The sequence below is a fragment of the Nonomuraea sp. LP-02 genome (genome assembly GCF_036289125.1).
Taxonomy (GTDB): domain Bacteria; phylum Actinomycetota; class Actinomycetes; order Streptosporangiales; family Streptosporangiaceae; genus Nonomuraea; species Nonomuraea bangladeshensis.
In genome coordinates this window covers 188,916-210,244 of sequence record NZ_JAXCLK010000002.1, presented here as the reverse complement: position 1 = coordinate 210,244, position 21,329 = coordinate 188,916, and the positions used below count along the sequence as shown (strand labels likewise).

Annotated in this window: 26 protein-coding genes; 13 read left to right on the top strand and 13 right to left on the bottom strand. The window is 71.2% G+C overall.

From position 1 onward, the window contains the following. Positions 1-49: 49 nt before the first annotated feature. Positions 50-679, bottom strand: a complete 630-nt coding sequence (locus tag SMD20_RS44335; protein ID WP_329593289.1) for a TetR/AcrR family transcriptional regulator — start codon at positions 677-679, stop codon at positions 50-52. 101 nt (positions 680-780) lie between these two features. On the opposite strand from SMD20_RS44335, the gene SMD20_RS44330 reads away from it, so the two are divergent. Beyond that, entirely contained in the window at positions 781-1,758 is a 978-nt protein-coding gene (locus SMD20_RS44330) for an oxidoreductase (protein ID WP_329593287.1), read from the top strand. An 87-nt stretch (positions 1,759-1,845) separates the two neighbouring features. Here the strand turns inward: SMD20_RS44330 and SMD20_RS44325 are convergent, their stop codons facing one another. Beyond that, complete coding sequence (locus tag SMD20_RS44325; RefSeq protein WP_329593285.1) at positions 1,846-1,971, bottom strand: helix-turn-helix domain-containing protein; 126 nt, start codon at positions 1,969-1,971, stop codon at positions 1,846-1,848. Between the two features lie 114 nt (positions 1,972-2,085). Further along, positions 2,086-2,688: a TetR/AcrR family transcriptional regulator gene (locus SMD20_RS44320; protein WP_329593283.1), complete on the bottom strand. Its 603-nt coding sequence runs from the start codon at positions 2,686-2,688 to the stop codon at positions 2,086-2,088. Between the two features lie 99 nt (positions 2,689-2,787). On the opposite strand from SMD20_RS44320, the gene SMD20_RS44315 reads away from it, so the two are divergent. The 3 genes from SMD20_RS44315 (at position 2,788) to SMD20_RS44305 (ending at position 4,409) form a co-directional block, all read left to right on the top strand. Next, positions 2,788-3,123 (top strand): nuclear transport factor 2 family protein, encoded by a 336-nt coding sequence (locus tag SMD20_RS44315; protein WP_329594747.1) that lies wholly within the window; start codon positions 2,788-2,790, stop codon positions 3,121-3,123. Positions 3,124-3,378: 255 nt separating this feature from the next. Then, on the top strand, positions 3,379-4,146 hold the full coding sequence (locus tag SMD20_RS44310; RefSeq protein WP_329594745.1) for a recombinase family protein: 768 nt from the start codon (positions 3,379-3,381) through the stop codon (positions 4,144-4,146). Next, positions 4,143-4,409, top strand: a complete 267-nt coding sequence (locus SMD20_RS44305) for a hypothetical protein (protein ID WP_329593282.1) — start codon at positions 4,143-4,145, stop codon at positions 4,407-4,409. Before SMD20_RS44310 ends, SMD20_RS44305 begins: the two co-directional genes overlap by 4 nt. Here the strand turns inward: SMD20_RS44305 and SMD20_RS44300 are convergent. Genes SMD20_RS44300 through SMD20_RS44290 form a run of 3 tightly spaced genes read right to left on the bottom strand, consistent with a single transcriptional unit; the run spans position 4,388 to position 6,668 of the window. Next, complete coding sequence (locus SMD20_RS44300; protein ID WP_329593280.1) at positions 4,388-5,176, bottom strand: ABC transporter permease; 789 nt, start codon at positions 5,174-5,176, stop codon at positions 4,388-4,390. The two genes, SMD20_RS44305 and SMD20_RS44300, sit on opposite strands and share 22 nt — an antisense overlap. Continuing rightward, positions 5,173-5,943 (bottom strand): ABC transporter permease, encoded by a 771-nt coding sequence (locus SMD20_RS44295; protein ID WP_329593278.1) that lies wholly within the window; start codon positions 5,941-5,943, stop codon positions 5,173-5,175. Before SMD20_RS44295 ends, SMD20_RS44300 begins: the two co-directional genes overlap by 4 nt. Then, a complete protein-coding gene (locus SMD20_RS44290; protein ID WP_329593276.1) occupies positions 5,940-6,668 on the bottom strand; it encodes an ABC transporter ATP-binding protein in 729 nt (242 codons plus the stop codon). Before SMD20_RS44290 ends, SMD20_RS44295 begins: the two co-directional genes overlap by 4 nt. 602 nt (positions 6,669-7,270) lie before the next feature. Between SMD20_RS44290 and SMD20_RS44285 the strand changes: the two genes are divergently transcribed. Together SMD20_RS44285 and SMD20_RS44280 are read left to right on the top strand one after the other, a co-directional pair. Then, the gene (locus SMD20_RS44285; protein WP_329593274.1) at positions 7,271-7,579 is read left to right on the top strand and encodes a hypothetical protein; all 309 of its coding nucleotides are present in this window, start codon (positions 7,271-7,273) and stop codon (positions 7,577-7,579) included. Further along, complete coding sequence (locus SMD20_RS44280) at positions 7,576-7,857, top strand: zinc-binding dehydrogenase (RefSeq protein WP_329594743.1); 282 nt, start codon at positions 7,576-7,578, stop codon at positions 7,855-7,857. The genes SMD20_RS44285 and SMD20_RS44280 overlap by 4 nt, the downstream gene beginning before the upstream one ends. A gap of 15 nt (positions 7,858-7,872) precedes the next feature. On the opposite strand, the gene SMD20_RS44275 is transcribed toward SMD20_RS44280, so the two are convergent. From SMD20_RS44275 to SMD20_RS44265, 3 genes are all read right to left on the bottom strand, one after another. Next, a complete protein-coding gene (locus tag SMD20_RS44275; protein WP_329593272.1) occupies positions 7,873-8,514 on the bottom strand; it encodes a gamma carbonic anhydrase family protein in 642 nt (213 codons plus the stop codon). Between the two features lie 79 nt (positions 8,515-8,593). After that, complete coding sequence (locus tag SMD20_RS44270; protein WP_329593270.1) at positions 8,594-9,244, bottom strand: response regulator transcription factor; 651 nt, start codon at positions 9,242-9,244, stop codon at positions 8,594-8,596. Then, positions 9,241-10,350 carry a sensor histidine kinase gene (locus SMD20_RS44265; RefSeq protein ID WP_329593268.1) on the bottom strand — a complete coding sequence of 370 codons (1,110 nt, stop codon included), beginning with the start codon at positions 10,348-10,350 and terminating at the stop codon, positions 9,241-9,243. Before SMD20_RS44265 ends, SMD20_RS44270 begins: the two co-directional genes overlap by 4 nt. Positions 10,351-10,462: 112 nt before the next feature. Here SMD20_RS44265 and SMD20_RS44260 point away from each other — a divergent pair, with 112 nt between their 5' ends. After that, complete coding sequence (locus SMD20_RS44260) at positions 10,463-11,398, top strand: ABC transporter ATP-binding protein (RefSeq protein ID WP_329593267.1); 936 nt, start codon at positions 10,463-10,465, stop codon at positions 11,396-11,398. Continuing rightward, positions 11,395-12,159, top strand: coding sequence for an ABC transporter permease (locus tag SMD20_RS44255; RefSeq protein ID WP_329593265.1), 765 nt, complete (start codon positions 11,395-11,397; stop codon positions 12,157-12,159). Before SMD20_RS44260 ends, SMD20_RS44255 begins: the two co-directional genes overlap by 4 nt. 23 nt (positions 12,160-12,182) lie before the next feature. Here SMD20_RS44255 and SMD20_RS44250 read toward each other — a convergent pair whose 3' ends face one another. Further along, entirely contained in the window at positions 12,183-12,902 is a 720-nt protein-coding gene (locus SMD20_RS44250; RefSeq protein WP_329593264.1) for a MerR family transcriptional regulator, read from the bottom strand. Between the two features lie 24 nt (positions 12,903-12,926). Continuing rightward, positions 12,927-14,351 (bottom strand): serine hydrolase domain-containing protein, encoded by a 1,425-nt coding sequence (locus SMD20_RS44245; protein WP_329593262.1) that lies wholly within the window; start codon positions 14,349-14,351, stop codon positions 12,927-12,929. A gap of 107 nt (positions 14,352-14,458) precedes the next feature. On the opposite strand from SMD20_RS44245, the gene SMD20_RS44240 reads away from it, so the two are divergent. The 4 genes from SMD20_RS44240 (at position 14,459) to SMD20_RS44225 (ending at position 17,068) form a co-directional block, all read left to right on the top strand. Then, positions 14,459-15,010, top strand: coding sequence for a TetR/AcrR family transcriptional regulator (locus SMD20_RS44240; protein ID WP_329593260.1), 552 nt, complete (start codon positions 14,459-14,461; stop codon positions 15,008-15,010). 9 nt (positions 15,011-15,019) lie between these two features. After that, a complete protein-coding gene (locus tag SMD20_RS44235; protein ID WP_329593258.1) occupies positions 15,020-15,490 on the top strand; it encodes a hypothetical protein in 471 nt (156 codons plus the stop codon). 85 nt (positions 15,491-15,575) lie between these two features. Then, positions 15,576-16,139 carry an RNA polymerase sigma factor gene (locus SMD20_RS44230; RefSeq protein ID WP_329593256.1) on the top strand — a complete coding sequence of 188 codons (564 nt, stop codon included), beginning with the start codon at positions 15,576-15,578 and terminating at the stop codon, positions 16,137-16,139. Beyond that, complete coding sequence (locus SMD20_RS44225) at positions 16,139-17,068, top strand: CU044_5270 family protein (protein WP_329593255.1); 930 nt, start codon at positions 16,139-16,141, stop codon at positions 17,066-17,068. The genes SMD20_RS44230 and SMD20_RS44225 overlap by 1 nt, the downstream gene beginning before the upstream one ends. 48 nt (positions 17,069-17,116) lie before the next feature. On the opposite strand, the gene SMD20_RS44220 is transcribed toward SMD20_RS44225, so the two are convergent. After that, entirely contained in the window at positions 17,117-17,527 is a 411-nt protein-coding gene (locus SMD20_RS44220; protein ID WP_329593253.1) for a DUF4267 domain-containing protein, read from the bottom strand. A 97-nt stretch (positions 17,528-17,624) separates the two neighbouring features. On the opposite strand from SMD20_RS44220, the gene SMD20_RS44215 reads away from it, so the two are divergent. Beyond that, positions 17,625-20,864, top strand: coding sequence for a BTAD domain-containing putative transcriptional regulator (locus SMD20_RS44215; RefSeq protein ID WP_329593251.1), 3,240 nt, complete (start codon positions 17,625-17,627; stop codon positions 20,862-20,864). Here SMD20_RS44215 and SMD20_RS44210 read toward each other — a convergent pair. After that, positions 20,861-21,241, bottom strand: a complete 381-nt coding sequence (locus SMD20_RS44210; protein ID WP_329593249.1) for a VOC family protein — start codon at positions 21,239-21,241, stop codon at positions 20,861-20,863. The genes SMD20_RS44215 and SMD20_RS44210 overlap by 4 nt on opposite strands. Between the last annotated feature and the right edge of the window lie 88 nt (positions 21,242-21,329).

Below are 21,329 nucleotides of genomic sequence, written 5' to 3'. Positions count from 1 at the left end.
GCGCTGAGGGGCGACGGGCAATGGCCGCAACTGCACCAGCCCAGCGCCCTCACTCGCCGACCGGCTCATCGTCGCGCCCCGGCCGTAGGGCGCCCGCGCGCACGGCAGCGAGCGTGACGCGCACCGCCTGGTCGGCGGTCGTCTCGTCGACGGGTTCGGCGGTGATGAGCAGGCGCAGGTAGATCGGCGCGGCCAGGGTCTTCAGCACCTCGGCGGGATCGGTGTCCCCGGGGAGCTGGCCGCGCTCGATGGCACGCCTCAGCACCGGCTCGGCTCTGGCGAGCCGGTCGTCGAACACCTGCCGGCGGGCTGCGGCGATCTCCGGAAGATGGGCCGCCCCCGTGAACATGGCAACCAGGATGGCCTGCCCGGCCGGGCTGGTGAACGCCTGGACGATCGAGCGCGCCAGCGCCCGCAGGTCAGTCTCGATCGCGCCGGTGTCGGGTACGGGGATGTCCGTCGCCATGTGTTCGGCCAGGGCGTCGGTGAGCAGGCTCTCGCGATCTTTCCACCGGCGGTACACCGTCGTCTTGTGGACCCCGGCGCGCTGGGCGACGTTCTCGACGGTCAGCGCGGCGTAGCCCTTGTCGACGAGTTCGGCGAGGGTGGCGGCGTGGACGGCGGCGCGTACTTTGGCGCCGCGGCCGACCGGCCTGGCAGGGGGCTGACCAGATCGCATTGCAACTCCAAGTTGCGATATTCAAGAGCGAATGACAGGATCAATCTATCGCAACTCAAAGTTGCGATGCGTTGGTTCCCATTCCTCTGAGGTGGCATATTATGCACAGCCCTCCCGCCTGGACCTTCGACGCCATCCCCGACCAGAGCGGCCGTGTCGTGGTGGTGACAGGGGCCAACAGCGGCATCGGGTACATCACCGCCCGCGAACTGGCCCGCCGCGGCGCGCAGGTCATCCTGGCCTGTCGCGACCCCGAACGGGGCTGGCTCGCGCTGACCCGCATGCAAGGCGAGGTGCCTGGCGCCCGCCTGGAACTTCGCCAGGTGGACCTGGGCAGCCTGGCCTCCGTCCGCGAGTTCGCCGCTGGCTGGGACCGGGGCCGGCTCGATCTGCTAGTGAATAACGCCGGTATAGCGATGGTGCCGTACGCCCGGACCGCCGACGGGTTTGAGTCGCAGTTCGGCATCAACCACCTGGGCACCTTCGCCCTGACCGGCCTGCTGCTGCCGCACCTGCTCGCCGCGCCCGACCCGCGGGTGATAACCGTCAGCAGCGAAGGCCAGCGCTTCGCCCGCTTCGACCTGCGCAACCTCAACGCCGAGCGCAGATATCGCACGGCGTTCGCCTACGTGCAGTCCAAGCGGGCCAACCTCTACTTCGCCATGGAGTTGCAGCGCCGGGCCGACGCTGCCGGGCTGCGGCTGCGCAGCGTGGCCGTCGCCCCCGGGCTCACCCGCACCAACGTGCTCACCGGCGGCGCCAACAGCGGCAGAGGACGACTGTACGCGACTCTTACGCGCCTGCTGGTGCACGCAGCCTTCCGCCCGACGCCGGAAGGGGCGAAGACCTCGCTGTACGCCGCGACGGTACCGGACCTGTCCGGCGGCAGCTACATCGTTCCCGACGGGCCGCTGCAACTGCGCGGCGAGCCCATTCGCCGCACCCGCGAACGCGCCATCCGCGACACCGATACGGCCGCTCACCTGTGGCAACTGTCCGAACGCCTGACCGGAGTCACCTACGCCTTACGAGCGCGCACGGCGACAAGCCTGCCCAAGCGTTCATCGCCTACGAGTTGAGGAACCGGTGGGCAGCCGTTGTCGACGAGAACGATCTTGCTGGGCCAACGAAGGGCAGAAGCGGGATGCGGGTGGGATAGCTGCTGGTCAGCGTCCCGCGAGCACCGCGTAGGCAGTGGAGCGGCCGATTTTGAGGGTGCGGGCAGCCTCGGTGACCGAGACACCAGCGTCGACCAGGCGGCGCAGCGTGGCCAGCTCGGCGGGGCCGATCACGCGCGGCCGGCCGTCACCAGGGGCCGTAGCTGCTCCCTGAAACCGCTCGGCTGCGCTGTCGCCTGCCGGAGCCGAGGCAGCCCTGCCAGTCGAGTTGGTGGTCAGCTTCTCCGATTAGTTGCTACCCGCCGCGGTATCGGGCCGTGCTGGGGCGAGCGCGGGTCGCGGGAGGACGCCCTCCATAAGCAGTTCGAGGGCGCGGTCGGCGCACAGCGGGGCGGCTCGGGTGGCGGCGGTCAGGAACGTGAGCAACTCCGCGATGCCGATGTCGGGTCGCACCGCACCGGCGTCCTGGGCGCGGGCCAAGAGCGGCGCGGCGGCCTCGAAGAGCGAATCGTGCCAGGCGGTCGCTTGCGGCGGCTCGACGTCAGCGGGGCCCGGGTGGTCGGCCAGGAACGCCTCCCTGAGTAGTCGGCTGTTGGTGACGTGCGCGGCGACAAACCGCAGCCACGCCGTTAGCGCCGCACCGGGGTCCGGGGCCGCCGCGGAGCCACGTGCACTGTCACACAGGTCCTGGATCCGCTGCTCGTACACGGCCTCAATCAGCCGCCCCCGGGTCGGGAAATGCCGGTAGAGCGTGGCATTGCCGACCCCCGCGAGCTTGGCGATCTCGTCCAGCGACGCGGCCGCGCCGTGGCTGTTCAACACGATGTCAGCGGCCGCGAGCAGCCGCTCGCGGTTGCGTGCGGCGTCGGCGCGACGCGGCGGTGGCTGCATACCGGGCCTCCTTGTCAACCGGGGGGCAGTCCCCGTATTGTTCCACACGCAAAACGGGGACCGATCCCCGTTTCATCGGAGGTGAGTCGATTGGACACAGTGAAGGGACCGGGCGACGTCGTCCAGGCGATAATCAGGGCTCGTGCCGAGGGTGACGTTGACGGCGCCATCGGGCTGATCGCTCCGGAGTCCCGCGACCAGGGACGGGTGGTCAGCCACGCGGACTGGCGGCGGAAATGGGAAGGTCTGCTGGCGTCCGGCCTGGAGATCGTCACCGAGCGGACCGTGGAGGACGGCGAGTGGGTTGCCAACCTCTACCGACTGCGCGGAGCCCCGGGCTCGGGCGGTGCCGAGACCCGCGGCGTGGACATGGTCCGAGTCGTCGACGGCCGGCTCGTCGAGCACTGGTTCTTCGTCGAGCCTGATCCCGCCTGAACCGGGTACTGTCCGGCACTACGGCGCTCGATATCAACGAATGGGACTCGTCGATACCCACGCTGGCATCGAGGTCGTCGCGCCCCCGGAGAGACGACAGGCTGCAGATCGTGGACCTGCCGCTCCTCGAGCAGACAGCGCTGGAATGCCCTCCCAACCGCGATCCCCCACCGGAACACCCGCCGGCCAGGATGGCCGCCCAGGTCGAGGTGTTCCGTAAGAGTGTTCCGCGAACCGTTCCGGTGACGGAGCCCTATCCGGAACGCTGAAGGGCATGACGCCGTCAACGCCTCGGCGGCCGCGATCCGGGTCGGCTACGCCCGCTGCTCCACCGACGAGCAGGACGTCGTCGTCCAGACCGAGCAGCTCCTCGGTCTCGGCGTCCCGGCCGATCGGATCTACATCGACCGAGGCCTCTCCGGGACCACCCGCCGCAACCGCGGCGGCCTGGACCAGGCCCTCGCGGCGGTGTGGCCGGCCAGCGTGTTCACCGTGACCAAGTTCGACCGGTTCACCCGCAATATGGCCGAGGCCAACCAGATCCTCACCGACCTGTCCGACCGCGGCGTGCTGTTCGGGCTGGGCGGGCCGATCTACGACAGGAACGACCCGTTCGGCCGGCTGTTCCTGCAGATCCTGGCGATGGTCGCCGAGTTCGAAGCCAATTTCGGCCACCTGCGCACCCGCGAGGGCATGGCACTGGCCAAGAAGAACGGCAAGCTCAAAGGCAAGCAGCCCAAACTGCCCGAGCCCGCGCGGCGTTCCATCCGCCGCCGCTACGCCGAAGGCAAGGTGTCGCTCGCCGACCTGGCGACCGAGTACAGCGTCGGACGCTCCCTGTTCCGGCCGCTCCCCACCGTCATCCTTGCAGTGGCATGCATCATGACCTCGATCCTGAGGCAACCGAGTCCGAACGGGAGCCGCTTGCTCGCTTTGCCTCGTACTCCCTTCCGTGATCTCCCCTCGCCTCGGAACTTCCTCGATGGCTCCCGGAGTCACAGCAGCCTCAGGAGGCCCTGGTGACCGGTGGAGCGCAGGAGATCGAGGTCAAGTACCGGGTGTTCGACCTGGGCGCGCTGGTGAGCGCCCTCGCGGCCCGTGGCGCAGCCCTGTCGCCGCCCGTCCGGCAGGACGCTCAGGCATATGCGCAGCCGGGCTGGGACTACGGGCAGTCCAAGATCGGGATCGTGTTCGCGCGGCTGCGGACGCAGGACGGCCGTCACCTGTTCAAGCCCGAGGCTAAATCACAGGCATGCCCACTTGGTCAGCTGCTTGCGCTGGAGTAACCGCGTACGCCCAGGCGCCAGTAGAGGTGCAGGGCCGCGACGGCTGCCACGCACATCGCGACACCGCCGAGTACAGGCAGCCAGCCGACCCCGTCCGTCAGCGCCTCGATGGGGAAGCTGGTGGCGAAACCCACGGGAAAGGCGAAGGTCAGGAAGGCGCGCGCGGCCGCCGGATAGTACGCCAGGGGGTAGCGGCCCGCCTCCATGAAGGCGTCGAAGACCGCGGTGATCGGCCCGGCGCCCTGCGTCCAGAACGCCAGATAGACCAGCGCCGACCAGGCGCACGTCAGCAGGACCAGCCCGCAGCAGCCGACCACGATCGCCTGGACGACCTCGATCGGGCCCGGGCGCGCGCCCGCAGCCGCCAGCCCGGAGCAGAGCGTGACCAGGCCGGTGGCGGACTTGCCCAGCTCGGCGGGCCTGATCCAGCGGAAGGTCAGGTAGAACTGCGCCGAGACCGGCCGGACCAGGACCAGGTCGAGTTCGCCCTTGGTGATGTAGGCGGTCATCCGGGTGAGGTTGGGCGCGACGAAGGTTGCCAGCATGCCCGTCGTGATCTGGTACGCGCCGACGAGGGCGACAACCTCGGCGCCCGTCCAGCCGTTGACCTCGTCGGCGTGGCCGTACAGGAACCAGACGGGCAGCAGCCCGACGAGCAGTTCGGCGAGTCCGACGGTCAGCGTGGCGACGAAGTGGGCGCGGTAGTGCGTCTCGCGCACCAGCGCCTGGATGAGGAAACGGCGCATCAGCCGCAGGTGGGCACTCATGCGCCCACCGCCGCATACGCGCGCAGCCCGGCCCGCCACACCGCGCGCGCCACCAGCACCGCGATCGCGGTGTAGGCGACCTGAAGGGCGAGGCCCGCGGCTAGGGCGGGCGCGCCCATGGCGATCTCCAGCGGGAAGGAGAGCATGAAGCGGTACGGCAGCGCCGACGTCCACTCCGGCATCAGCGCCAGCGGCACCACCCCGCCCGAGAGCACCCGGGCCAACAGCGCGTTGGCCGAGATGAGGCCGCCCACGTCGTCGAACCAGAACGCGAGCGAGCCGATCAGGTGGTCGACGGCGTAGACGAGGATCGCGGCCAGCGCCACACTCACCGCGACGAGAGCCCAGCGGGCGTCGGGCAGTCTTACGTCGAGCAACCACCAGAGCAGCGCGATAGCCGGAGCCTGCCAGCAGAGCTTGAGCAGCTTCTCCACGAGGTTGTTGGCGATGCCGTCCAGCGGGCTGGGCACGGGCCTGACCAGCCAGACCGACAGCTCGCCGCGCCGGATGGAGGCCGCCAGGTACGGGGCGAGCCAGGATGAGGTGAGCATCTGCACTACGCCCATGAGCACGAAGTACGTGGTCAGGTACGTCTCGTCCACAGGCAGGCGGGCGCCCGAGCGCAGGGCGGCGCGCCAGATCAGCAGCGAGACGACCGGGGCGGCCAGCCCGCCGAGCACGTGGAAGGCGAACTCGCCGCGGTACGCCATCGCCAGGCCAAGGTTGAGCCCGAGCAGGCGGCGCAGCACGCGCAGTGTGGCCCTCATTGGGCACCGTCGTAGGCGATCCGGCCCTGCTCGATGACGACGATCCGCTGGCAGAGCGCCTCAATGTCGCCCATGTCGTGGCTGGTGAGCACGATCGTGGTGCCGCGTTCCTTATTGAGGGTGGCCAGGAAGCCGCGTACACGCGCCTTGGCCTCGACGTCGAGGCCGATCGTGGGCTCGTCCAGGAACAACAGCTGGGGCCGGTGCAGCAACGCGGCCAGCAGCTCCAGCCGCATGCGCTCGCCGAGGGAGGTCTTGCGCACCTGTACGGCCAGCAGGTCCGTCACCCCGAGCAGCTCGGCAAGTTCGGCCACCGAGTCCCGGAAGTCCTTGTCGGACATTCCATACATGTCCTTGTGCAGCAGCAGGCTGTCCATGGCGGGCACGTCCCACCACAGCATGCTCTTCTGCCCCATCACCATGGAGATCCGGCGCAGATGGTCACGCTCGCGCCTGGCGGGGATGCGGCCCAGCACGTTCAGCTCGCCCGAGGTGGGGTGGAGCAGCCCGCACAACATCTTCAGGGTGGTGGTCTTGCCTGCTCCGTTGGGGCCGAGCAGCCCGAGGAACTCGCCGCGCTCGACGGTGAAGCTGATGCGGTCGACGGCGAGCCGGGTTTCGTAGCGGCGCCGTACGACGCTCTTCAAGGCGCCGAGGACTCCTGCGCCCTGCTGGTGGAATCGGTAGGTCTTGGTGAGATCACGGATCGTTATGACTGCGGGCATGCGCAACTTCGCCTTCACGGCCGGGGGGAGGTTGGTGACGTGGGGGCACACGGCACGCCCGGCGGGGCTCGTGGCGCAACCGCTAGGCGGACCTAACGGCAGTTATCTCGCATGATCTGGATGCTACAAGGAATCGCCCACCTCGCTCGACCGATTTTGGCTCCCACCCGTGGCCGGCTCCGGCGATGGCGCGCACCGTGTCGGGGTAGATGTCGAAGTTCCACGCCTCAAGGGAGAAGGTCGCGGGTACGCGGTCGCTCAACATCTCCAGGATGGCGGGAAACTGGTGCACGACGCTGTGATGGCGGCCGACGGGAGCTCGCTCGGGCCAGGACGCCCGCAGGGAGCCCGAGGCTGTGAAGGCGGCGCCCAGGTCCAAGCCCTCCTCGGCCATGCATCGACACGTCAGCCCGGTACTTCCGAGAAGGCTCAGGAATTGCATCTGGTGGCTGAGAAATCGCAGGTCACGAGGTAACGGAGGTGTCGGAATAGCGCACCGGGCCTTCGGTTAGCCAGGGACCTCTCCAGCGCGAGCCCGTTTGACGCAGGACCCGCTCATCAGAAGGGGCCACGGCCGACCCGTTCGGCCGGCCCGCGAGGGCATGGCACCGGCCGAGAAGAACGGCAAGCGGGGCGTGCTCGCCCTCACCAGCGGTGGCTTCGCCACCAAGGCGCTGGTCACGGACCCGGTCGAGATCCCCGAAGACCTGCCCGCGGGCGCCGCGCTCGCCCTGCTGGTCCAGGGCTTGACCGCCTGGCACCTGCTGCGTACGGCGGCGCGGATCGTCCCCGGTGAAACCGTCGTCGTCTATGCCGCAGCCGGAGGCGTCGGCCACCTGGCGATCCTCGACGCCGTCGGCGGCCCGGTCTTCGAGGCAGCCCCTCATGCGCTGCCCCCTTCGGCCGCCTGATCACCTACGGCACCTCCGGCGGGATCGACCCCGCTCCCTTCGACCCCGTGGTTCTCGGCGAGCGCAACATCGCCGTCGGCGGCTACTGGCTGGGCGCCCACCTCCGCCTCCCCGGCAGCCGTGCCGCCGAACCGCTCCACGACCTGCTCGCCCTGGCCGCCTCGGAACGCATCCAGCCCATGGCAGGCGCCGAATACCCTCTCGACCAGGCCGCTACCGCCCTCACCGATCTGATCAGCCGCCGCACCACCGGCAAGGTCATCCTCCGCGCGACGTGAGGCCCCTTCCCCGCCCTAGCCGGGATTCAGAACCTCATCGTCGGCGTGCGCGCCGAACTCGGCGACGCGGACCTCCGCGATGTGCTCGTACCGGCTGATCCGGTCGGTCCACTCCGTGTCGACGCCGAAGGCCACCTGCGCGAAGCCCACCCCCCTGACGGCCTCGGCCAGGCCCGGATCGCCAGGTGCCAGCAGCCGCACCGGCGCGTCGAGCGCCACGGTGTGCGGCGGCACGAAGTACTCGTCCGGCAGGACGGTGCGCGCGTGGACGAGCGCGCCGACGGCGACGACCGAACCGGCCCCCAACCGTGCGCGCTGCAGGACCGTCGCCGCGGTCGCCACATAGACGCACCTGCCGACCTCGCAGCCCAGCAGCGTGGCCTGCGGTCCCACGAAGACGTGGTCGCCGACGAGCACCGGCTGATCGCCGGCGACCGCGGATCCGCGCAACACCGCGTTCTCGCAGATCACCGCCGCTTCCCCGACCTCGATCCGAGACCCCTCGGCATCGAGCACGGCACCGTACATCACCCGCGCTCTCGGCCCCACGCGGACATCACCGACGAGCGTGGCCGTCGGGGCGACGTAGGCGGTGGGGTGGACCTGCGGTTCACACCCGCGGTGCCGGATGCGGATTCCCTGCGCTGCAGCGATCACGAGCGATTCTCACCCGACCGGCCGCGGACATGCTGGCGGATTTCAGACGTCGCGTTCGCGTCAGCACGTACGAGCCCCGTCAGTCGAGGACGTGAGCGTGCAGGGCGCGCAGCACCGCGTTGGTACGGTCGCGGGCGCCGAGCTTGAGCAGCACGGTCGAGACGTGGTTCTTGACCGTGCCCTCCGCCAGGAACAGCGCCCGCGCGATCTCGCGGTTGCTGTAGCCCTCGGCGACCAGCCGGAGAACCTCCAGCTCGCGCCCTGTGAGCGGCTGGATCTCCGGCAGCTCGGCCTCGTCGGGCGGCCGGCGGCGGTGCACCGCGAGCAGCAGCCGCTCGGTGATCGACGGCGAGATCAGCGTCCCGCCGCCGGCCAGGACACGGATGGCCCGGGTCAGCCGCTCCAGCGTCACGTCCTTCAGCAGGTAGCCGGAGGCTCCCGCGAGCATCGCGTCCAGCACCAGCGTGTCGTTGTCGAACGTGGTCAGGACCAGCACCGGCGGCGCGTCGCCCGCCTGCCCCCGCAACGCGTCGAGCGTCCAGATGCCGTCGTGACGCGGCATGCGCAGGTCGAGCAGGACGACGTCGGGCGAGTGCTCCTCGATCGCCGCCAGCGCCGCCATCCCGTCCTCGGCCTCGGCCACCACCTCGATGTCGTCCGCCAGACCGAGCAGGCTGCGGATGCCCTGCCGTACGAGGGTCTGGTCGTCGACGACGATCACCCGGATCATCGGGCGGGCACCGTGGCGGTCACGCGGAACCCGTCGCTGCCGTCCAGCCGGACGTCGCCGCCGATCGCGGCGACGCGCTCCCTCAGACCGCTCAGCCCGTTGCCCAGTCGCAGCTCGTCGCTGCCGCGCCCGTCGTCGGCGGCACTGAGCCGTACGGACCCGTCAGGGAGGCTCTCGATGCGGATGCGCAGCGAGGCCGCCGCGGCGTGGCGGAGGGTGTTGGTGACGATCTCCTGGACGGCGCGGACGAGCGCCAGGGTCACGTCCTCCGGCGGGCGGACGTTCTCGCCGATCCACAGGTCGACGTCGAGGCCGGGGATGTCACGCACCACGGCGCTCACGGCCTCGCGCAGGTCGGGCGCGTCGGCGCGAAGCTGGCCGACGGTCGTACGTACGTCACGCAACAGGTGGCGGGCCACCTGGTCGGCGCGTTCGACGTGCTCGCGCGCGCCCGGTTCGGCACGGTGCCTGGCCACCTCCAGCTCCAGCGTGAGTGCCGTGAGCTGGTGGCCCATGAGGTCGTGCAGCTCGCGGGCGATGCGCAGGCGCTCGTGCGCGCGTGCGGTGTCGGCCAGGATGACGCTCGCCGCCCGCAGCTCCACGTGCGCCTCGGCCAGCTCGCGGCGCATCCGCTGCTCGCGGATGATCGCCAGCGAGCTGAGCAGCGCCGCCGTCTGGATCAGCAGGTAGAGCAACGTGTTGAGACCCGCCCCCGTGAAGCCGGCGCCGGAGAGGCCGGCGCCGGCGGCGATGACGAGCGTGTTCAGCGCGATCACCACCGGACCCACCCAGCGCGGCGCGACGTAGGCGCTCAGCGTCGAGGTGATGACCAGCAGGATGGCCAGCCACCCGGTCCCCGGCGCGGTCAGCACCGTCAGCCAGCCCAGCACGACCGACCCGCCGTAGCAGGTCCGCGCCCATCTCGGCCGCGGCTCGTCCCAGACGACGGCGGCCAGCGACGTGGTCAGCAGGGCCGCGAAGATCAGACCCCACAGGGGCAGGGGCACCCGCGTCCCGGTGACGCCGAGCAGGGTCGGCGTGCCCACCGCGACGCAGACCAGCAGCATGGCCAGCCCCGCCCAGATGTCCGGCCCAAGTCGGCGCATGCCCCCACTGTAACGGCGCTTCGTGGCCGCGCCGGGGTGCCGAAAGTCACGGATGCCGGTGCTGACCATCGGCACAGGCGCCGGGCGCCCGCCGCTTCCTAACGTCGTAGGCATGTCACCAGCTGCCGCCGTCGTGGCGGAACGCCTGCACAAGCGCTACCGCGCCAAGGTCGCCGTCGAGGACGTCAGCCTGTCGGTCGCCGCCGGGGAGATCTTCGGCATCCTGGGACGCAACGGGGCAGGCAAGACGACCACGATCGAGATGATCGCCGGGCTCAGGCGGCCCGACCGCGGCACCGTCCACGTGCTCGGCCTCGACGTCCGGCACGACCGGGCCCGGCTGCGCCAGGTCCTCGGCGTCCAACTGCAGGAAGCCACCCTGCACGGCTCGCTCACCGTCACCGAACTGATCCGCCTGTACGCCACCTTCTATCCGCACCCGTTGCCGATCGGCGAACTGATCGAGTCGGTGGGCCTGACCGACTCCGCCAGGACCCGGTTCGTGAACCTGTCCGGCGGCCAGCAGCAGCGGTTGTCGATCGCGCTGGCCCTCGTCGGACGGCCCCGCGTGGTGATCCTCGACGAGCTGACCACCGGGCTCGACCCCGAGGCCCGCCGCCACATGTGGGCGACCGTCGAACGGCTGCGCGAGTCCGGCGTGACCATCCTGCTCGTCAGCCACGCCATGGAGGAGGTCGAGCGGCTGTGCGACCGGGTCGCGCTGCTCGACGCGGGCCGGGTCGTCGCCCTCGACACGCCGTCGGGACTCGTCGAGCGGGCCGGCTTCGCGCAACAGGTCACCTTCCGCGCGGCCTCGCCCGTACCGGACGGGCTGCTGGAAGGGCTCCCCGAGGTCGAGCGGGTGCGGGCCGACGGCGACCGGGTTCTCGTGGAAGGCCACGGCGACCTGCTGGCGGCGGTCAGCGTCGCGCTCGTACGGGCCGGCGTCGTGGCCACAGAGACCCGCGGCCGGCAGGCCGGCCTGGACGACGCGTTCGTGGCCCTGACCGGGCACCGGCTCGACACCGAGGAGGAGAAGATCCGATGACGGACGTCCCGCCGCACCGCCCCGGCCCGCGCGCCTGGGGCGAGATGTTGCTCTGCGAGCTCAAGATGGTCGCCCGCGACACCTCCGGGCTGATCGTGCCGATCGGCCTGCCCATGATCATTCTGGTGACGAACGCCTCGGGTGCCGGGCAGGAGGTCGTCGCCCATGGTCGCACCGCGCTCGACGTCTTCGTGCTGCCCCTGGTGTTCACCATGGTCGCCGCCACCACGGGGATCGTGAACATGCCCAGCTTCCTGGCCTACTACCGGCGCAGCGGCATCCTGCGCCGGCTCGGCGTGACGCCGGCCTCGCCCATCATGGTGCTGATCGCCCAGGCGGCCGTCGGGGTGCTGCAGATCGCCGTGGGCATCGCGGCGGCGTGGATCGTGGCCATGCTGATGTTCGGGGCCCAGCCGCCGGTGCACGTCGGCGCCGCGCTCGGCGCGCTGGCGCTGACGGTGGCCGCCATGTACGCCATGGGCCTGATCGTCGCCGCGCTGTCACCCACCCCGAACTCCTCCGTGGCGATCGGCCTGAGCCTGTTCTTCCTGCTGGGGGCCACCGGCGGCATGTTCGGCGGGCTCGCCGGGCTGCCGTCGTTCATCGGCGCCATCGGCGAGTGGCTGCCGTTCGGCGCCGGGGTTCAGGCGCTCTCGGCCGCCTGGACGGGCGCACCCGTCGAGACCTCCTCCCTGGTCGGCCTGTCGGCCGCCGTGGTGCTCGGCACGACGGTCGCGGCGCTGTTCTTCCGCTGGGAGTGACCGCGCGGCTCAGCCGCCGAACACTAGCCGTTCATGAGCTGGGCCAGGCGGTCCCAGGCCGGGGATGAGGCCCCGGGCTGGGATTGCGCGGCCAGTCGCGCGAGGGCCGGGTTGTGGACGGGGCGGACCTCGGTCAGGCTGTCGTGATGGCTGAACCAGTCCCGGGTACGGTCCGCGAGGGCGGGGAGGCGGGGATCGTCCGGCGACCAGTCGTAGGCGGTGTCATGTTCGAGGTAGAGGGCCCGGAACTCGGGATCGGTCATGAGCTGGCGTTTTTCGGCGATCCACAGGCAGGCGTCTTCGGGTGAGGCTGTTTGCATGAGAATCCAGCCGTCGCGTTCCAGGTGGATCTGCCGCTCGCTGGCGCCGAGTTCGCGCAGTTCGTCGAGATAGTCGGCGACTTCCGGGGAGACGAAAAGCCGGTCGCCGCCGTGCAGCTGGGCGAGTTGATCGCGGGTTCGCCGCAGCTGCGCGATGCGGTCCTGGAGGTCGTGGTCGATCTCGGCGATGGCTGCCGTGAGCGTGTCCGGGTCGGCGTCAAGGAGGTCCTTGATGCGGGCCAGCGGCACTCCCGCATGGGCGAGGGTCCTGATCTTGACGAGGTCGACGGCGTCTTTGGCGGTGTAGCGCCGGTAGCCGGAGGAGTCGCGGTCCGGCTCGGGGAGCAGACCGCGCTCGTGATAGTGGCGGATGGCCTTAATGGTCACTCCGGCGTAGTCCGCGAGCTGCCCGATCGTGATCATGTTGGGCATCCTTCCACGCGGCGGTCAGGCCCGTCGGGCCAGGCGGCCGCCGCCGTTGCGGAAGCGCGCCCGGCCGTCGCGGACGTCGTGGTAGGAGACGAGCAGCAGGCGCAGGTATCCGTCGAACGTCTCCAGCGGATATCCGGCGGGCGCGAACAGGCCGGGCCGGATCGGCACATAACGCTGCGGCGGGGCGGAGGTCGTGCCGCCGGCGAACGCCGTGAAGATCTGCTCCTGCGCCTCGTCCGCCGGTTCGTAGGTCGTACGCTCCTCAAGCTGGCCGTCGACGATGCTGACGTCGATGCGGAGCTGGTCGGAGCGGTAGGTGCCCACGTATGGGGTGAGGTCGACGTCCCGCTCCACCTCGGTGACCACAGCGGGGATCTGGACGCCCAGATGGTCGCTCAGGAGCCACTGGAGGATCTGGTCCTGCAGCATGATCGCCCCTGAGGTGTTGCCGAAGGCGGCGAAGACCAGGTCGTGTTCGGGTACGACGCACAGGATGGACACGCCGCCGGGCGACGCGCCCGACATGGCCAGGACGGTCGTGTCGCCGAACGGGTACCGCACCCAGCCCAGGGCCATCGGCGGGACGTTCGGGGTCGCCATGTCGTACGAGACCTCCTGCATCAGCGCGGTCGACTCGGCCGACAGGACGCGGGTGCCGGAGGGGGACACGCCGCCGGCGAGGTGGGTGCGTCCGAAGGTGAGCAGGTCGGCGACGGTGCCGATCGGCGTGCCGCCGGCCGGCCCCCAGGTGTCGGGCAGCTTGAACATGCCTGTCGGCTCGGCCGCCATGGTCTCGGGGTCCAGGAAGTGGCCGACTGCCGTGCCGCGCAGGATGGCCTGCTCGGCCGAGGTGCTGGAGTCCTTCATGCCGACGGGTGCGTAGACGTCGCGCTCGAGCAGGTCGGGGAAGGGCGTGCCGGTGACCACTTCCAGCAGGCGGCCCGCGACGATCATGCCGCCGTTGGAGTAGCTGAGCTGCTCGCCGGGTTCGAACAGGGTGCCGCAGTTGCCGGCGAGGCCGTGGACGTAGGTCTTCAGGGCGTCGCGGCCCTCGGCGTCGGGGAAGAACAGGTCCGCGTCGATTCCGTTGGTGTGGGAGAGCAGATGCCGGACCAGGATCTTGTCCGCCGCACCCGGCACGGTCAGGGCGAATTCGGGGAGGTACTTCACCACCGGCGTGTCGAGGTCGAGCAGTCCACGGTTGACCTGCTGCAGGACCAGCACGGTGGTCAGGACCTTGGTGACGGAGCCGAAGAGGAATCCGGTGTCTTCACGCATCGGTGCGCCGGTGGTGACGTTCGCGGTGCCGTGGGCGACGACGATCTGCTCGCCCGCGTGGTGGACGCCGGCGACGAACCCGGGGACGTTGGTGGACTCGCAGTAGGCGGCGGCCTGCTCGCGGATCTGGGCTTCGACGGTGCGCAGTGCGTTGTTGTTCATGCAGAGCATCGTCGAACCCTGCCCCTGGGGCAAGGTCAAGCTGTTCGTCACTTGCACCTCGCCCCTAACGCTGTTAGGTTACCTAACAGCGTTAGGTGAAGGTGGACATGGCCCCACGACCCCTGAGCCCTGCGCTGATCCTCGAGACGGCGCTGGACATCCTTGACCACGAAGGCGGTGCCGGGCTGTCGATGCGCGCCATCGCGGCCCGCCTCGATGTCAAGGCGGCTTCGCTCTACTACCACGTACGCAACAAGGACGCCCTGCTCCAGGCACTCGTCGACCACGTCGCGCATGAGCTGCTCGGCGACGCCGACCTGACCGCCCCATGGCGGGAGTTGCTCACCACGATGGCCGTGCGCCTGCGCGGCGTCCTGCGTACGCATCCCGGCGCCGCCGCCGTGGTCGCCACGAAGAACGTCTCGCCAGAGGTCGCACAGCAGATCGCCGACCGCCTCGGACCGCCCCTGGCCGCCAGCCTGAACACCACGACGGACCGGGCGCTGCTGCTGGCCCAGTCTCTCTTCGTCCTCGTCGCCGGGCTGGCACTGGCCGAGTTCGGCGACGTGCCCCACGAGCCCGTCGCCCCCCGCGCGTTCTACGACGCGTGGTTCGACCTCGCCGTCGGCACCTTCCTCGACGGCATCGACCCCCCTTAGGAGACAGCGATGTTCGCCGCCGCACTCACGCTTCTGCTGCTGGCCGTCGGCTACTTCGTGCTGACGACGCTGGTCGACCTCGCCCCGCTCAACAACGTCACCGCGGCCACCCGCCGCGAGAAGACCATCGAGGTCTCGGTCAACGCGCCCGTCATGACGTTACCCGCCGTCCTCGTGCTCGTCGCGGCCGCGCTGCACGCCTCCGTCCCCGCGTACGCCGCCGCCGGCCTCGAAATGCTCATCCTTCTCGGCGGACTGGCCCTGTGGTGGCTGCCCTACCTGGCCGGCGTCACCGTTCCGTGGGCGACCGCCGGCACCGGCGAGACCTGGGCCCAGCTGCACGCCCGCACGTACGCCAAGACGATCATCGTGCTGCCCCGGATCGGCGATCGGCCCCGGCCCAACCTCGAGCACATGATCCTGCACTCGCTCATCCTCGCGGCGGCCGTGATCACGATGGCGTACGCGGTGAGCCTGTGACGTACGCCACTTTCCGTCGGGATCGAGAACCCTGCAGGGAGGTGCGGGAGACAGCAGGGTGACCGACCGACCTTAAGGAGGGCCGTTGACCGTTGAGACGGCCGAGATCGACGACGCCGAGCTGATCAGGCGCTCCGCGAGCGATCCGGAGCAGTTCGCCACGCTGTTCGACCGGTACGCGCGGCAGATCCACCTCTACGCCGCGCGGCGGATCGGCACGCAGGCCGCCGACGACATCGTGGCCGAGACGTTCCTGGCCGCGTTCCGGCGGCGTGGATCGTACGACCTGTCGTTCCCGCTGGCGCGTCCCTGGCTGTACGGCATCGCCACCACCCTCATCGCCCGGCACAGGCGCCAGGAGGAGCGGATGCTGCGGGCGCTGAGCCGTACCGGCGTGGACCCGTTGCCGGAGCCGATGGCCGACATCGTGCTCAGCAGGGTCGCCGCGCGGGACAAGGAACGCGAGCTGGCGGGGGCGCTGGCGGCACTGTCGCGCGGCGACCGTGACGTGCTGCTGCTGGTGGCGTGGGAGGGCCTCAGCTACGAAGAGGTCGCCCAGGCGCTGGACATTCCGTTGGGGACCGTGCGGTCGAGGCTCCACCGGGCCAAGAAGAAGGCGCGGGCCGCGCTGGGAGACGAGGAGCTGTGATGAGCACGATCAAGGACTTCAGGCGTGACACCCCGCCGATGACGGCGCAGGCGGAGAACGCCGCCCGGGCGCGGCTGCTGGCGGCGGCTCGCGGTCCCGAGCCCCGCCGCGCACCGCGACCGGTCAGGCGGCTCGGCCGGCAGGCCGCGCTCGCGGGCGCGCTGGCGGTGGCGATCGGCACCGGCGTGGTGGTGGCACGCGATCAGCCGCACGTCGTCCAGGTGGCGAACGTGCGGGAGCTGGGCGAACGGGCCGCGCAGGCCGCCTACGACGACCACGGGCAGGTGCCGGGCCCCGGCCAGTGGCTGTACATCAGGGAGCGCCAGGCGCCGCAGTCCGGGGACGGCGGCTACGGCGTGGACGTCTCCCGGCGCGTCGTCTGGGAGCAGTGGACCAGCGTCGACGGCAAGCAGGTGGCCGCCATGGTCAACGGGAAGTTGCTCGTGCAGGGCAACCACCCGGGGCTCGGCGCCGCCGATCTGGCCCGGCAGCCGATCACCCCGGAGGGCGTGCTCGCGAGGATCCGCCAGAGCCTGGAGGACATGCACATGGTCTGGGGGGGATCGGAGCCGCCTCCCAGCATGGACGAGCGGCTCTTCCAGGCCGTTTACCAGCTCATGGGAACCCAGGCGTTGCCGCCGGAGGTGCGGGCGGCGCTGTTCCGCGGCCTGGCCACGATCCCCGGCGTGAGCTTCACCGAGGACGTCGTGGACGCCGACGGCAGGCGGGGGGTCGCGTTCAGCCACACCGGTCACTGGGCCCGCTACGACCTCATCCTCGACCCCGTCGACTTCCACTTCCTCGGCACGTACGGCGTCCAGACCACGGAGTACGACGACCCCTCGTCGTCCGTCATCAAGGCGGGCACGCCCCTCACGCTGACGGCCCGGCTGGATGCCAAGGTGGTGGACGGCCCCGGCCGGAGATGACCCTTCCGGCGGGTGCGGACCGGGGACTCGGATCCGGCGGCTTCGAGGTCAGGCGGGCCGCAGGGCGGCCGCGGCCTTACGGGTCTCGATCATCATCAGCAGGCCGGTGGCCGCCATCAGCGTCGCGGTCAGGGCGTGGACGCCGAGCGCGGTGGCCACGGAGCCGTGGTGGGCCAGCACGGTGGTCATGTCGCCGTACGCGGCGAGGGACTCCACCAGCAGCACCCAGCCGAGCGCCCGGCGGTGTCCTGTCACCAGCAGGACGGCCAGGACCAGGGCCAGGACGACGTCGCGGATCCCCTTGACGATCAGGAAGCCGCCGCCGTCGCCGGACGGCCAGCTCGGCAGGCCGAACCCCGGCGCCACCGTCTCCGGGCTCAGGATGAAATCCGTCCCGAACCAGAGGATGAAGAGGATGAAGGCGGTGGTCAGGACGGTGTTGATCTTCTTCAGTGACATCGTTCTTCTCCTTTGCGGTCAGGTGTTCAGGCTGCTCCCGGGCGTTTGGAGGGGACTTGGAGCCGGTTTGGAGCCGTCCCCGTACGATGTGCGGATCATGGTTTTCATCCGGGTGCTGGGCTCGTTCGCGAGCGAGGTGAACGGTGCGGCCGTTCACCTCGGCGGGCCGCGGCAGCGGGGCGTGCTGGCGTTGCTGGTGGCGGCGCGCGGGCAGGTCGTCCCGGTCGACCGGATGATCGAGGATCTGTGGCGCGGTGAGCCGCCCGCGCGGGCGCTGATGTCCTTGCAGGCGTACGTGTCCAACCTGCGCCGGCTGCTGGAGCCCGGACGCCCGCCGCGCACGTCGGCCCGGCTGCTGGTGAGCGCGTCGCCCGGCTACGCGCTGCGGCTGCCGCCGGAGTCGGTGGACGCGTGGCGGTTCGAAGACCTGCTCGACCAGGCCCGGGCGGTCACCGACCCGCGTGCCGCCCGGGCCCTGTTCGCCGAGGCGTTGGGGCTGTGGCAAGGACCGGCGTTCGCCGAGGTCGCCGACGAGCCGTGGGCCGCCGCCGAGACGGCCCGGCTGAACGAGCTGCGCCTGGTCGCCACCGAGCTGCACGTCGCGGCGGGCCTGCGGATGGGCGACGCCGCCGCGGTGGTTCCCGAGGCCGAGCGGCTCACCCGCGACGAGCCGCTGCGCGAGGAGGGCTGGCGGCTGCACGCCCTGGCCCTGTGGAGCAGCGGTCGCCAGGCCGACGCGCTGGCGACGCTCCGCCGCGCCCGCGGCATCTTCGCCGAGGAGCTCGGGCTCGACCCCGGCCCGGACCTGACGGCGCTGGAGGAGGCGATCCTCACCCGGCGCACGGACATCCTGCGCGAGACCGTGCCCCCGCCACCGGCACCGCCACCGTTCCCGCCCCCGCCACCGCTCCCGCCACCGCCACCGCCGGCTCCGGTCACCGAGGCGCCGTTCGTCGGACGCGAGGCGGAACTGTCGGCACTGGTCACGGCCGCCACCGAGGCCGCCGCCGACGGCGCCCGCATCGCCCTGGTGACCGGCGAGGCCGGGCTCGGCAAGTCGACGCTGCTGGAACACCTGGGCAGGCGGCTCGAACGTGACGGATGGCTGGTCGCCGTCGGCCACTGCCCCGAAGTGGACGGTGCGCCGCCCGCGTGGGCCTGGACCGAGGCGCTGAGCGCCGTCGCCGCGGCCACGTCCCCGGGCGAGTTCGCCGGCGACCTCGCGCCGCTGCTCACCGACGCCGAGCCGGTGGACGCCGACGCCACCGCGGGACAGTTCCGCCTGCGCCAGGCCGTGTGGAAATGGCTCGCGACGGTCGCCGCGCGGCGCCCGGTCGCCGTCGTGCTGGACGACCTGCACTGGGCGGACGCCGCCACGCTGGAGCTGCTCGGCGGCGGCCTCGGCCTGCGGGCCCCGATCCTGGTCGTCGCCGCGTACCGCGCGGACGAGAGCGGGCACCTCACCGAGACGCTGGCCTCCCTCGCGCGCGCCACTCCCCTGCGCCTGGCGCTGCCGGGGCTGGACGACGCGGCCGTGGCGGAGCTCGTACGGACCGAATGCGAGGCCGACGAGCAGACCATCGCGGGGATCGCAGAACGCACCGGCGGCAACCCGTTCTACGTGCGCGAGAGCGCCCGGCTGCTGAACGGCGAAGGCGCGCTGGTCGCGCTCTCCGAGGTCCCCGAAGGCGTACGGGACGTCCTGCGCCGCCGGTTCGCGCGCCTGCCCGAGGGAGGCGTGTCCATCCTCCGGCTGGCCGCGGTCGCCGGCCGGGAGAGCTCGGTGGACGTCCTCGTGAAAGCCGCCGACGCCGACGAGGACGGCGTGATGGACGCGCTGGACGCGGGCGTCATCGCCGGGCTGCTGAACGAGCCCGCCCCCGGACGCGTCCGCTTCGTCCACGCCCTCGTCAGGGACACGCTCATCGCCGACCTCAGCCGCCTGCGCACCGCCCGCATGCACGCCAGGATCGCCGCCGCGCTCGAAGGCGGCGACGACATCGCGGCGCTGGCCCACCACTACGCGCGCGCCGGCTCACCGAAGGCCGTCGGCTACTGCGTCCAGGCCGCCGAGCTCGCCGAGGCCCGCTACGCCCACGACGTGGCGGCCGCCCTCCTCACCGACGCCGTCGCCAACGCGACCGGACCGGACGAACGCGTCGAACTGCTCGGCAGGCTGCTGCGCGCGCAGGTCCGCGCGGGAGCCGTCGCCGCCGCCCGCGAGACCCGCCGTGAAGCGGTGGAGTACGCCGAGTCCCTGGGCCGCGACGACCTGATGATCGCCGCGTTCACCGCGTGGACGGAGCCGACCCCCTGGCAGGCCCGCATGTACGGCACGGTGGACCGGCCCGTCGTCGACCGCCTGAGCCGCCTGCTGAAGCGCGACCTGACCCCTTCGGTGCGGTGCCGGCTCCTGATCGCGTACGTGGACGAACTGGCCGGCGAGGACGACCCGGCCGTTCTGGACGCGGCGCGGGAGGCGCTCGACCTCGCCAACGGACCCCGGCTGCGGGCCGCGGCACTCCAGAGCCTGGCCCGGGTCCACGGCGACGCCGAGCTCTGCCGCGAGCTCGTGGCGATCGGCACCGAGCACGACCTGCCCGTCTACCGCGTCACCGGGCTGATCAACCTCGCCGCCGTCGCGGCCGCGGCCAACGATCCGGTGACGATGCGCCGGGCGGCCACCGAGGCCCTGGACCTCGCGCGCGCCTACCGGATGCGCGGGGCGATCCCCGTCGCCGAGATCACGCTGGCGACCCTGGCGCTCGTCGAAGGCCGGTTCACCGACGCCGAACTCCTCTACGTCAAGGCCGACGAGGGCATGCGGCGCGCCGGCTCGGTGCACGCCACGGGCTTCCTCCCGCTCGCCCTGGCCACGATCCGGCTGAACGACGGCACGCTCGGCGCGCACCTGGACGACGTGCGCGCCCTGCACGCCACGCTCGGCGCCATGACCTCCGACCTGCTCGCCCTCGCCCTCCACGCGGGCGGCCTGGACGCCGAAGCCCGCGAGGTCCGCGCGTCGGCCGGCCCGATCCGCCCCGACTTCTTCTTCACCTTCCTCATGACGTTGCGCGCGATGGCCGCCGTCGCACTGAACGACCGCGACGCCGCCGAGGAGGTCTACGCGGCGCTGCTCCCGCACCGCGACGGCCCCCCGGCGGGCGCCGCGAACCTGGCGGTGGCGCTGCGCCCGGTCGCCCACACCCTCGGCGAGCTGGCCCTCCTCCTGGGCCGCGCCGAGGCCGCCGCCCACTTCACCCGTGCCGCCACCATCGCCGACCGGTGGAACGCACCCCACTGGGCCGCCGAGGCCCGCCTGCGCTCGACCACCTAGCCCCTGCCTGTGACGGGGGTGAAGAAGTTGACGAGGTTCCCGTCGGGGTCGCGGAACAGCAGCGAGCGGTTGCCCCAGGGCATCGTCGTGGGCTCGTTGACGAAGTCCGCCACGAAGCCGGTCAGGTTCCGGTGGACGCCGTCCACGTCGTCGACCAGGAACTCGATGATCACGCTGTGGTTGTCGGCCGGGCGGGCGGAGCCGGGCGCGAACAGCGGAACAGTGCGCGTGCCGGCGATCGCGAGCGTGGCCGAGGCGGTCGTGAGCTCGGCGAAGTCCTCGTTGGCCCAGCTCGCCCGCGCCCCGGTGGCGCGCTCGTAGAAGTCGACGAGCCGGGCCACGTCGGCGGTGATGATGCGGATCGAGACGAAGTTCATGAGGTCCTCTCCAGGAAGGTCGGTGCTTCTGACCTCACGCTACGAGTAATACTGGGCAGAAACCGCCCGGTATTTCGCACACCATCGA

Coding starts and splice junctions, on each gene's coding strand:
- SMD20_RS44260 (WP_329593267.1), top strand. CDS start 10,463: ATGTCACCAGCTGCCGCCGTCGTGGCGGAACGCCTGCACAAGCGCTAC.
- SMD20_RS44300 (WP_329593280.1), bottom strand. CDS start 5,176: ATGAGTGCCCACCTGCGGCTGATGCGCCGTTTCCTCATCCAGGCGCTG.
- SMD20_RS44245 (WP_329593262.1), bottom strand. CDS start 14,351: ATGAACAACAACGCACTGCGCACCGTCGAAGCCCAGATCCGCGAGCAG.
- SMD20_RS44335 (WP_329593289.1), bottom strand. CDS start 679: ATGCGATCTGGTCAGCCCCCTGCCAGGCCGGTCGGCCGCGGCGCCAAA.
- SMD20_RS44220 (WP_329593253.1), bottom strand. CDS start 17,527: ATGTCACTGAAGAAGATCAACACCGTCCTGACCACCGCCTTCATCCTC.
- SMD20_RS44285 (WP_329593274.1), top strand. CDS start 7,271: ATGGCACCGGCCGAGAAGAACGGCAAGCGGGGCGTGCTCGCCCTCACC.
- SMD20_RS44240 (WP_329593260.1), top strand. CDS start 14,459: ATGGCCCCACGACCCCTGAGCCCTGCGCTGATCCTCGAGACGGCGCTG.
- SMD20_RS44210 (WP_329593249.1), bottom strand. CDS start 21,241: ATGAACTTCGTCTCGATCCGCATCATCACCGCCGACGTGGCCCGGCTC.
- SMD20_RS44270 (WP_329593270.1), bottom strand. CDS start 9,244: ATGATCCGGGTGATCGTCGTCGACGACCAGACCCTCGTACGGCAGGGC.
- SMD20_RS44295 (WP_329593278.1), bottom strand. CDS start 5,943: ATGAGGGCCACACTGCGCGTGCTGCGCCGCCTGCTCGGGCTCAACCTT.
- SMD20_RS44265 (WP_329593268.1), bottom strand. CDS start 10,350: ATGCGCCGACTTGGGCCGGACATCTGGGCGGGGCTGGCCATGCTGCTG.
- SMD20_RS44225 (WP_329593255.1), top strand. CDS start 16,139: ATGAGCACGATCAAGGACTTCAGGCGTGACACCCCGCCGATGACGGCG.
- SMD20_RS44215 (WP_329593251.1), top strand. CDS start 17,625: ATGGTTTTCATCCGGGTGCTGGGCTCGTTCGCGAGCGAGGTGAACGGT.
- SMD20_RS44235 (WP_329593258.1), top strand. CDS start 15,020: ATGTTCGCCGCCGCACTCACGCTTCTGCTGCTGGCCGTCGGCTACTTC.
- SMD20_RS44330 (WP_329593287.1), top strand. CDS start 781: ATGCACAGCCCTCCCGCCTGGACCTTCGACGCCATCCCCGACCAGAGC.
- SMD20_RS44255 (WP_329593265.1), top strand. CDS start 11,395: ATGACGGACGTCCCGCCGCACCGCCCCGGCCCGCGCGCCTGGGGCGAG.
- SMD20_RS44290 (WP_329593276.1), bottom strand. CDS start 6,668: ATGCCCGCAGTCATAACGATCCGTGATCTCACCAAGACCTACCGATTC.
- SMD20_RS44250 (WP_329593264.1), bottom strand. CDS start 12,902: ATGATCACGATCGGGCAGCTCGCGGACTACGCCGGAGTGACCATTAAG.
- SMD20_RS44320 (WP_329593283.1), bottom strand. CDS start 2,688: ATGCAGCCACCGCCGCGTCGCGCCGACGCCGCACGCAACCGCGAGCGG.